The organism is Nocardioides sp. (assembly GCF_031422975.1).
Taxonomy (GTDB): domain Bacteria; phylum Actinomycetota; class Actinomycetes; order Propionibacteriales; family Nocardioidaceae; genus Nocardioides.
Genome location: NZ_JANPEO010000564.1, coordinates 1 through 9,658 on the forward strand (window position 1 = coordinate 1; position 9,658 = coordinate 9,658).

The 9,658-nt window shown below is 70.1% G+C and carries 6 protein-coding genes and 1 pseudogene; 5 read left to right on the top strand and 2 right to left on the bottom strand.

The window, feature by feature from the left end:
- From RMO85_RS16840 to ppdK, 3 genes are all read left to right on the top strand, one after another.
- A partial coding sequence (locus RMO85_RS16840) for a multicopper oxidase domain-containing protein (RefSeq protein WP_310529876.1) occupies nucleotides 1–1,631 on the top strand: 1,631 nt, incomplete at its 5' end.
- Between the two features lie 9 nt (nucleotides 1,632–1,640).
- Nucleotides 1,641–2,384, top strand: a complete 744-nt coding sequence (locus RMO85_RS16845; RefSeq protein ID WP_310529877.1) for an NUDIX hydrolase — start codon at nucleotides 1,641–1,643, stop codon at nucleotides 2,382–2,384.
- A 57-nt stretch (nucleotides 2,385–2,441) separates the two neighbouring features.
- Nucleotides 2,442–5,102, top strand: coding sequence for a pyruvate, phosphate dikinase (gene ppdK / locus RMO85_RS16850; RefSeq protein ID WP_310529878.1), 2,661 nt, complete (start codon nucleotides 2,442–2,444; stop codon nucleotides 5,100–5,102).
- Between the two features lie 72 nt (nucleotides 5,103–5,174).
- Here the strand turns inward: ppdK and RMO85_RS16855 are convergent.
- A pseudogene (locus RMO85_RS16855) lies at nucleotides 5,175–6,029 on the bottom strand (EamA family transporter); the annotation flags it as partial.
- Between RMO85_RS16855 and RMO85_RS16860 the strand changes: the two are divergent.
- Nucleotides 6,028–6,942 carry a LysR family transcriptional regulator gene (locus RMO85_RS16860; RefSeq protein WP_310529879.1) on the top strand — a complete coding sequence of 305 codons (915 nt, stop codon included), beginning with the start codon at nucleotides 6,028–6,030 and terminating at the stop codon, nucleotides 6,940–6,942. The pseudogene RMO85_RS16855 and the gene RMO85_RS16860 sit on opposite strands and share 2 nt — an antisense overlap.
- 120 nt (nucleotides 6,943–7,062) lie before the next feature.
- Complete coding sequence (locus RMO85_RS16865; RefSeq protein WP_310529880.1) at nucleotides 7,063–7,803, top strand: phosphotransferase; 741 nt, start codon at nucleotides 7,063–7,065, stop codon at nucleotides 7,801–7,803.
- A gap of 56 nt (nucleotides 7,804–7,859) precedes the next feature.
- Here the strand turns inward: RMO85_RS16865 and RMO85_RS16870 are convergent, their stop codons facing one another.
- Nucleotides 7,860–9,176: a DUF222 domain-containing protein gene (locus RMO85_RS16870; protein ID WP_310529881.1), complete on the bottom strand. Its 1,317-nt coding sequence runs from the start codon at nucleotides 9,174–9,176 to the stop codon at nucleotides 7,860–7,862.
- Nucleotides 9,177–9,658: the final 482 nt, after the last annotated feature.

Sequence of the window (9,658 nt, forward strand, 5' to 3'; positions counted from 1 at the left end):
CCTTCGACCACACGGTCACCTCGGTGGCCACCAACGAGGAGGGCACGCCGTTGTTCGACGTCCGGGTTGCTGCCGGCACATCGGCCACGATCACCGGGGTCGAGACCCTCGTCGAGGGGTCCTACGCGTTCTTCTGCAAGCTCCATCCGCAGATGCGCGGGACGCTCGTCGTCCAGGGCGGCGAGGGCACAGTGACTCCCCAGCTTCCCTCGTTCGACCAGCCGCTGGTGGTGCCGCAGACGAGACGGGGCGCCCTGATCACACTGCCGATGCGCCGTGCGCGGGTGCGGATGCTGCCGACCGGCCCGAGGACCCGGATGTGGACCTACGGCGGCAGCTACCCGGGGCCCACCATCGTGCGACCGGCGGGTCGTGAGACCCGGGTCCGGTTCATCCACCGCCTGCCGCGCCACGCCGGCGCGATGAGCGTGCACCTGCACGGGGACCACCACGCCTCCGTGCACGATGGGCAACCGGCCACGCAGCTGGTGCGTCCCGGACAGTCCCGGACCTACGACTATCCGCTGACCTACGGCGGTCTGCCGGAGCCGAGCTCGTTCTTCTTCTACCACGATCACCGGATGGACCGGACTGCTCGCAACAACTGGCACGGGCTTCAGGGCATGTTCGTCGTCAAGGACTCCTCCGAGTCCCGGCTGCGCCTGCCGGCGGGGAGACGCGACGTGCCGCTGATGATCTCCGACCGATCGTTCCGCAGCGACAACGCGCTGACCAACCCCTTTGCGCACGGGCCACGGATGGTCGCCCACCACGGGGCGATGACGTGGGTCGGGCCGCACGCCCCGCCCAACGACGCCACGGTCGGCACGCACGTGCTCGTGAACGGCCGCTTCGCGCCCTACCTCCCGGTGAGCGCGACGCGGTATCGGTTGCGCCTGCTCAACGCCTCGCACTTCTCGGCCTACTCGATCGGGCTCTCCGACGGTCGGCCGCTGCTCCAGATCGGCACCGGCAACGGCCTGCTGCCCCGGCCGGCGGTGCGAAGCCGGGTGCTCCTCGGCCCCGCCCAGCGCGCCGACGTGGTCGTCGACTTCCACGGGGCCGGCGGCCGCGACCTCGTCCTCGACTCCGTGCCCGCCGCACCGGGCGACAGCGGTGCCGACGCTCGTGCGGCAGCGCTCATGCAGTTCCGGGTGGGGGCGGTGGCGCACGACACGTCGCGACTGCCGGCGCGGCTCCCCTCGCCCGACCTCGTGCACGCCCCGGCCACCGTGTCCGCGACCTGGACCTTCGACCTCGACGGCACCCAGCGCCACGGCACGTTCTGGTCGGTCAACGGCAAGGCGTTCGATCCCGATCGCGTGGAGCACCGGGTCCGAATCGGCACGGTCGAGCGGTGGCGCCTGCGCAACACCAGCGACCTGACCCACTACATCCACATCCACGCCGAGCAGTGGCGCACGGTGCTCCGGGACGGGAAGCGGCCGCCGCCCTGGGAGCAGGGACTCGAGGACACGTGGCGCCTGGCGCCGGGCGAGGTGGTGGAGGTGGCTGCCCGGTTCGAGGACTACACGGGACCGTTCATGATCCACTGCCACATGCTCGACCATGAGGACCACGGCATGATGGCGCGCTTCGACGTGGTGAGGTGGCCGCCGGCCCCTCGCTAGGGTGGCGGGGTGACCCAGCCGATCGACGTGACCACCGTGGCCGAGGGCATCGCCCGGCTGGCGTGGAGTCACGAGCACTCCGTCGAGGACGTACGCCGCGAGGTGTCCGCCGCACTGGGCCAGCACGCCCGCGTGGAGACCTGGGTCGACCCCGACGACAAGACCGGTCAACGGATGGCGACCTGGTCCGGCATGCATCGCGAGGGGGTGATGCGGGGTGTCACGGTGGGTGATGAAGCCGTGGACCGAGTCGTCTACGCCCGGCTGAGCACGGATGCACCGCTCGACGAACCGGGCGGCTTCCGCTCGCTCCTCAACTCGTTCCTCCCCCGCAAGCGGGCGATCAGCCAGATGCTGATCCGCGACCAGGACGGCCGGGTGCTGGTGTGCCAGCTCACCTACAAGGCGGACTGGGATCTGCCCGGCGGAGTGGTCGAGGTCGGCGAGTCGCCGCGGCTCGCGGTCAGCCGCGAGGTCGAGGAGGAGCTCGGGCTCACCGTCCCTGCCGGTGACCTGCTCCTCACGGACTGGCTGCCCCCGTGGGGCGGCTGGGACGATGCGATCTGCCTGGTCTTCGACGGCGGCGTCCACGACGCCTCGATCGCCGAGGGCATCGTGAAGCAGGAGCGCGAGATCCGCGACGCACAGTTCTGCAGCGTTGCCGAGGTCCGCGAGCGCGCCACCGACTTCACCGCGCGACGGATCGAGGCGGCGGTGGCCGGCGGGTCGGCATACGCCGAATCGGGCATCTGACACTCCGCACACACCCCGCCTCTGCCCAAAATCCCATGGCCGGGGCAAGATGCGTGGATGAGCCACTGGGTGTTCGACTTCGCCGAGGGAGACAAGAGCAAGAAGGACCTGCTGGGAGGCAAGGGCGCCAATCTCGCGGAGATGTGCAATCTCGGGCTGCCGGTGCCGCCGGGGTTCACGATCACCACCGAGGCGTGTCGCGCCTACCTGAAGGACGGCACGGATCCCGAGGGCCTGACCGACGAGGTCGGCCAGCATCTCGACAAGCTCGAGCGGGACATGGGTCGCAAGCTGGGTGACGCCGACGACCCGCTGCTGGTCAGCGTGCGCTCGGGCGCGGCGTTCTCGATGCCGGGGATGATGGAGACGGTGCTCAACATCGGCCTCAACGACGCGTCCGTGGTCGGGTTGGCGCGGCAGAGCGAGGACGAGCGGTTCGCGATGGACTCCTACCGCCGGCTGCTGCAGATGTTCGGCGGCACGGTCCTCGGCATCCACGGCGAGCACTTCTCCGACGCTCTGGACGGGGCGAAGGACGCCAAGGGCATCACCGACGACCTCGACCTCGACGTCGACGACCTCAGGACGCTGATCGAGACGTTCAAGGGACTGATCCATGAGCACGCCGGCATCGAGTTCCCGCAGGACCCGCGCGAGCAGATGGACCGGGCGATCAAGGCGGTCTTCGACTCGTGGAACACCGACCGCGCCGTCCTATACCGCCGCCAGGAGCGCATCCCCGAGGACCTCGGCACCGCCGTCAACATCCAGGCGATGGTCTTCGGCAACCGCGGCATGACCAGCGGCTCCGGGGTCTGCTTCACCCGCGATCCCGCCTCCGGCGACCAGGGTGTGTACGGCGACTACCTCCAGAACGCCCAGGGCGAGGACGTCGTCGCGGGCATCCGCAACACGGTGTCCCTGGCCGACATGGCGGACATCGACAAGTCCTCGCACGACGAGCTGCTCGAGATCATGTCCACGCTGGAGCACCACTACCGCGACATGTGCGACATCGAGTTCACCGTCGAGCTGGGCAAGCTCTGGATGTTGCAGACCCGGGTCGGCAAGCGCACGCCCGAGGCAGCGTTCCGGATCGCGGTGCACATGGTCGACGAGGGCCTGATCGACATGGACGAGGCGCTGCGTCGTGTCAACGGCGAGCAGCTCGCCAACCTGATGTTCCCGCGCTTCGACACCTCGGCGACCAAGAACCTGCTGGCCGTGGGCATGAATGCCTCCCCCGGTGCCGCTGTCGGCAAGGCTGTCTTCGACTGGGCGACCGCGGTGGAGTGGGTCGAGCAGGGCGAGGACGTCATCCTCGTGCGCAAGGAGACCACCCCCGACGACCTGCACGGGATGATGGTCGCCAGGGGCGTGCTGACCAGTCGCGGCGGCAAGACCTCGCACGCCGCCGTGGTGGCGCGCGGCATGGGCCGGACCTGCGTGTGCGGTGCCGAGGCCCTCGACGTCGACACCCGCGAGGGCCGGTTCACCGTCCGCGGTGGCAAGACCATCGTCGAGGGCGACGTCATCTCCATCGACGGGTCGACCGGCGAGGTCTTCGAGGGCGCAGTGCCCGTGGCCGCCTCGTTCGTGGTGCGCCACTTCGAGGGCGAGGAGGTCGACGAGCCCCTTGTCGAGGCAGTCACCCGGCTGATGGCACACGCCGACTCCAAGCGACGCCTGCAGGTGCGCACCAACGCGGACACCGCCGAGGACGCAGCGCGTGCTCGCCGGTTCGGCGCCCAGGGCATCGGGTTGTGCCGCACCGAGCACATGTTCTTGGGTGAGCGTCGCCAGCTCGTCGAGAACCTCATCGTCGCCGACGACGAGGCGGGCCAGGAGGCGGCCCTTGATGAGCTGCTGGTGTTGCAGCGGCAGGACTTCCTGCAGATCTTCGAAGCCATGGACGGCCTGCCGGTGACCATCCGCCTGATCGACCCGCCGCTGCACGAGTTCCTGCCCGACATCACCGAGCTGAGCGTGGCCATGGCAGTGGCAGACGTGCGTGGTCAGCGCAAGAAGCGGCAGCGCAAGCTGCTGGCGGCGGTGCAGCGGCTGCACGAGTCCAACCCCATGCTGGGCCTGCGTGGCGTCCGCCTCGGGATCGTCATCCCGGGGCTGTTCACGATGCAGGCACGCGCGATCCTCGAGGCCGCCGCCGAGCGCATCCGGGGCGGCGGCAGGGCCGAGCCGGAGATCATGATCCCCCTCGTCGCCAGCGTCCGCGAGCTCGACCTGGTCAGGGGGCGGATCAAGCAGATCGCCCTGGACGTCGAGGCCGAGCTCGGCCAGCAGATCCCGCACAAGATCGGCACCATGATCGAGCTCCCCCGCGCCGCCGTGACAGCGGCCGAGATCGCCGGGTCCGCCGAGTTCTTCTCGTTCGGCACCAACGACCTGACGCAGATGACCTGGGGCTTCTCCCGCGACGACGTGGAGGCGTCCTTCTTCAGCACCTACCTGGAGCAGGGCGTGTTCCCGGTCTCACCGTTCGAGTCGCTGGACCTGGAGGGTGTGGGTGCGTTGGTGCGTCTTGCGGTCACCGACGGCCGTGCGGCGAACCCGGACCTCCACCTCGGCATCTGTGGCGAGCACGGCGGAGACCCGGCCTCGATCCACTTCTTCAACGAGGTCGGGCTCGACTACGTCTCCTGCTCGCCGTTCCGAGTGCCAGTCGCCCGGCTGGAGGCCGGCCGTTCGACGCTCGGCTGAGCGCCGCGGACGCAGCGCCACGAGGACACCGACGAGCAGGAGCACGCCCCCGCCGGCCTCGGCCGCGTTGGGACGCTGCTCGAGGATCGCCCACGCGGACGCCATGGCGACCACGGGGGCGAGCAGCACCCACGGCACGACGGCACCGGACGGCCAGCGCGCCAGCAGCGTGTTGAAGATCCCGTAGCCGACCAGGGACGCCAGCCCGGCGGTGTAGAGGGTCGACAGCGCCGCCGGCCAGCCGAAGCCGGCGAGCGCGGTGCTGACGGCTGCCGGTCCGTCGATGGCCAGCGACAGCGCAAGGAGTGGCAGCGGTACGACCAGCGCCGACCACACCGTGAGCGACAGCCCACCGGGCACCCGGGCCGCACGCGACACGACGTTGCCGATCCCCCACGACAGTGCCCCGAGCAGACACAGGACGAGCGCGACCATCGGCACGTGGCCACCCCTGCCCATCGCGACGATCACCAGGCCGACGACACCGAGCGCCACCCCCGTGCTCTGGGCGGCGGTCGGCACCTCGCGCAGCACACCGGCTGCGATCACGACCGTGAAGACCACCTGTGCCTGGAGCACGAGGGCGGCGAGTCCCGGCGGCATGCCGGCCGACATCGCGACGTACAGGAAGCCGAACTGGCCCAGCGACATGAACACTCCGACCGCGAGGATGCTGCGCCACGGCGCGCTGGGGCGTGGGATGAAGAAGATCGCCGGCAGCACGACCGCGGTGAAGCGGATCGCGACGAAGAGCAGCGGCGGCACGTCGGCCATGCCCCAGTCGATGACGACGAAGTTGAAGCCCCAGATGGTCGCCACCAGGGCGGCGAGGAGGGAGTCGCGTGTGTTCACGGTGCTGAGTCTGGGCGATCCGTCAATGAAGCACCAGCGATTCTTTGTGGCCATAACGTTGTAGCATCGCTTCATGATTGATCTGGCGGCACTGACGAGCCTGCGGGCCGTCGACACGCACGGCTCCGTCGTCGGAGCGGCCGACGCCCTCGGCTTCACGCCCAGCGCGATCTCCCAGCAGGTGAAGCGGCTGGAGAGACAGGCAGGAGTGGCGCTGCTCGAGCGAGTGGGGCGCGGCGTGATGCTGACCGAGCACGGCCGCCGCCTCGTCACCGACGGGTCGCGGCTGCTCAGCGACCTGGAGCAGCTCGAGTCCGGACTGCACCGTGACGCCGGTCGGGTGGCGGGGCGGTTGCGGGTGGCCTCCTTCTCGACCGCCATGCGCGGGCTCGTTGCGCCGGTCGTTCGTACCCTGCTCGATGCGCATCCTGATCTGGCGCTGACCCTGACCGAGCGCGAGCCCTGGGACACGATCGACCTGGTCGCGTCGGGCCAGCAGGACCTCGGCATCGTGCACAGCTGGGGCGACGTGCCGCTGCACGTCCCCGAGCACCTCGTCGGCACCACCATCGCCCGCGACGTCGCCGACGTGATCGTGCCGCGCGGTCACCGCCTCGCCGGTCGCACCCGCGTCTCCCCGCGCGATCTCGTCGACGAGCCGTGGGTGGCGACGCCCGAAGGCACCATCTGCCGGCAGTGGTTGATGCGGATGTACGACGGCACCGGCCGCGCGCCCCGGATCGCGCACGTCGCCATGGAGTTCGACTCCCACCTCGCCCTCGTCGGCGCAGGGCTGGGCATCGCCCTGATCCCGCGGCTCGGTCGCGGGCCACTGGCCGACGATGTCGTCGCCGTCGCAGCCCACCGGCCCGTGCCCACGCGGGAGATCACGGTGCTGCACCGCGCGTCGATGGTCGACTCCCCCGCCGTACGGGCCGTCGTCGCCGCGCTGTCATCGAGACGGGACCGTGCCAAACCGCCGTCATGATCCGCATGGGGCAGCAACTGTCGAGGTGAGGCCGCCCTTCGACCACGCCGACCCCGCGTTAGCCAACCGCGTCGTGCTCGAGGCCCGGACGAGGGCGCCGGGGGACTCGTTGACACGACGGTGCTCGAGCTGGTCAGCGACCAGGGCCATCTCATTGTCAAGGCCGGCGGCGCTGCGGATCAACACATCGCCCGGGAGCTCCGCGCGCACCGGGAATGGCTGCGACCCTGGGTCAGGACCGGGCATGCTCCTGTACTGCTGTTCGGCGACGAGGCCGCCCAGATCCTGGTGACTCGCTACCTGCCAGGCACCCTGGTGGAGGGAACTGACGCGCAGGACGACCCGGAGACATTCAGGCAAGCAGGCGCAATGCTCGCTGCTCTGCACGGGCAGCTCTTCGTTGTCGACTCCGAGTGGAACGACCGGTTCCGCGCCCGGGTCGGGCGACACCTCGCGCTGCCGCACCGAATCGATCGCGAGACCGTGAAGCGCGTGCGCGCCGAGGTATCGAGCTGGCCGGGAGGCTCCGCCGTGGTCGTGCCCACTCACGGTGACTGGCAGCCACGCAACTGGCTGATCGACGATGGCGCGGTCAGGGCCATCGACTTCGGGCGGGCCGACCTGCGACCGCCGACCGAAGACTTCGTCCGTCTTGCACGGCAGGACTTCGTTCGGGATCCCGAGTTGGAGACCGCCTTCATCGAGGGATACGGCAGTGACCCCCGCGAACCGGCGGCATGGCGCCGAGCGCTGGTGGGTGAGGCCGTAGGCACAGCGGTGTGGGCCTTCGGGGTCGGTGACGATGGGTTCGAGGATCTCGGGCACCAGGTCCTGGCAGGACTGTACGCAGAGACAACCTGACTCCCGGCCGCTCGGCCCTGGGATCCGGCCAGGAGGTCAGATGCGAGTCCGTCGGCCTAGGTTCGTCGGTGGAAGCTGACCTTGCCGTCGGGGTGTCGGGTGGTCTCGTAGCGTTCGTCGTGGATGACGCGGTGGTGGCGGTGGCACAGCAGGCGGCCGGTGTGGGTGTCGGTGGGTCCGCCGCGGGACCAGGGCTGGTCGTGGTGGACGTGACAGGCGGCGGGTGGCAGGTCGCAGCCCTCGGCGGTGCAGCCGCCGTCGCGCTGTGCGATCGCGATGCGTTGGGCCTTGGTGTGGAACCGGCGGGTCCGGCCCAGGTCGAGGACCTGCGACTTCCCGCCGAGGACGGCGGGGATGATCCCGGCCTCGCACGCCAGGCGTCGGGCCTGGCCGGCGCTGATCCGGGAGCCGGTGTCCAGGGACGCGGCGGCGAGGCCACCCATCAGCGTGCCGAGAGCCATGGTCACCACGACGGTCGCGGACACTCCGCCCGAGGTCGGAAGGTGGTCGGCGGGATAGCGCTCGATCCACTCGATCAGCGCCCATCCCAGCCGGACGTGCAGCGGACGCTCGTCTCGCCCGGACGCCTGGCCCGACTCGTGACTGGCGTGCTGCTGCTGGGGTGTGGCGATCGGCATCAGCTGCTTGCGCAGCATCTCGGCGGCCGCGGTGGGCAGGGTGAACTTCCCGGTCGTGATGCCGTCGCCGTTCTCGCGCATGGTGAGGCTGACCTTGCGAGCGGCTTCCGCTTCCTCGTCAGCGAGCTCCTTGGCCTCGGCGGCCTCGCCCACGTCGGGTGCGACCGTGTCGAGGATACGGACGCCGAGCAGCTTCAGGGCCTGAGCGTCGTGGTCCTTGGCCAGCACCAACAGATGGTCGACTGCGCGCGCCTTCAGCACCGCGGGCGCCTCGGCATGGGACGGGAGGTCGTCGGGAGACGAGGGGATGGCGTCGACCGCGTTGACGATCACCGCGGCCTGGTCGGCGTGGACCTCACCGCCCGCGAGTGCGGCGTGCACCCGGGCGTACAGCTCCTCGGACAGTCGCCTGCCCAGGTGAGCCAGCCGGTTGGCCGCGGGTCGGGTCAGCAGCGAACGTTGAGCCCACCACTGGCCGGTGTGCCGGGCGCCGATCGCGTCCCCGAGTCGGCGGTGGTCGGCCTCCCCGACCGCGGCCGTCACCGCACCCGCGGCCCGGTCCGCGAACCGCGTGCTGGCGTCGACCAGCCGGGTCAGGTCCTCATCCGACAGAGTCTCGGGCGGAATCGAGAGCAGGGCGTCGTACGCCGCATCCAACCGCGCAAGCGCATCAGCCAGCACCGGGGACGGCGGAGCCTGAACACCCGGCGCACGCCACTGCTCATCGGACGTCATGGGCACCCCCTTCATCGACTCAAACCAACCCACAGCCGTGGGGCCGGGGTGCCCGGGCGCTCCTGCCGGGTGGTGGTCGATGAGCAGGTCCACACGGGGATGAGCCGCAACCGCTCACCTGCTGATCTGATCCGCTTCGGATCTGTGCTACACACAATCGTACACGTGTTCGAACGTGGATGGAAGGTCGAGAAGCAGAAAATGGGCAGTTCGCTGCCAGCGAACGCCATCCCCGGAGTGCAGGACGCCTACGTTCGAGCGGTCGACCTCGCCTGTCCCCAGTTCGCACTCACCGACGGCGATCGCGCGATCGCCCGTCGTAGGGCACCATTCACCCGATGAGCGTCGAGGTCGTGTTCATCCATGGAGCCGGGCAAGCAGGAGCCGACGCGTGGCCACAGCAAGCGGCGGAGGGCGAAGGGGGCTGGTTCTTCCTGCCCCGCGAAGGCGTCGCCGATGACGCGCACCGCGACGCGCGCCGC

Coding starts and splice junctions, on each gene's coding strand:
- ppdK (WP_310529878.1), top strand. CDS start 2,442: ATGAGCCACTGGGTGTTCGACTTCGCCGAGGGAGACAAGAGCAAGAAG.
- RMO85_RS16860 (WP_310529879.1), top strand. CDS start 6,028: ATGATTGATCTGGCGGCACTGACGAGCCTGCGGGCCGTCGACACGCAC.
- RMO85_RS16870 (WP_310529881.1), bottom strand. CDS start 9,176: ATGACGTCCGATGAGCAGTGGCGTGCGCCGGGTGTTCAGGCTCCGCCG.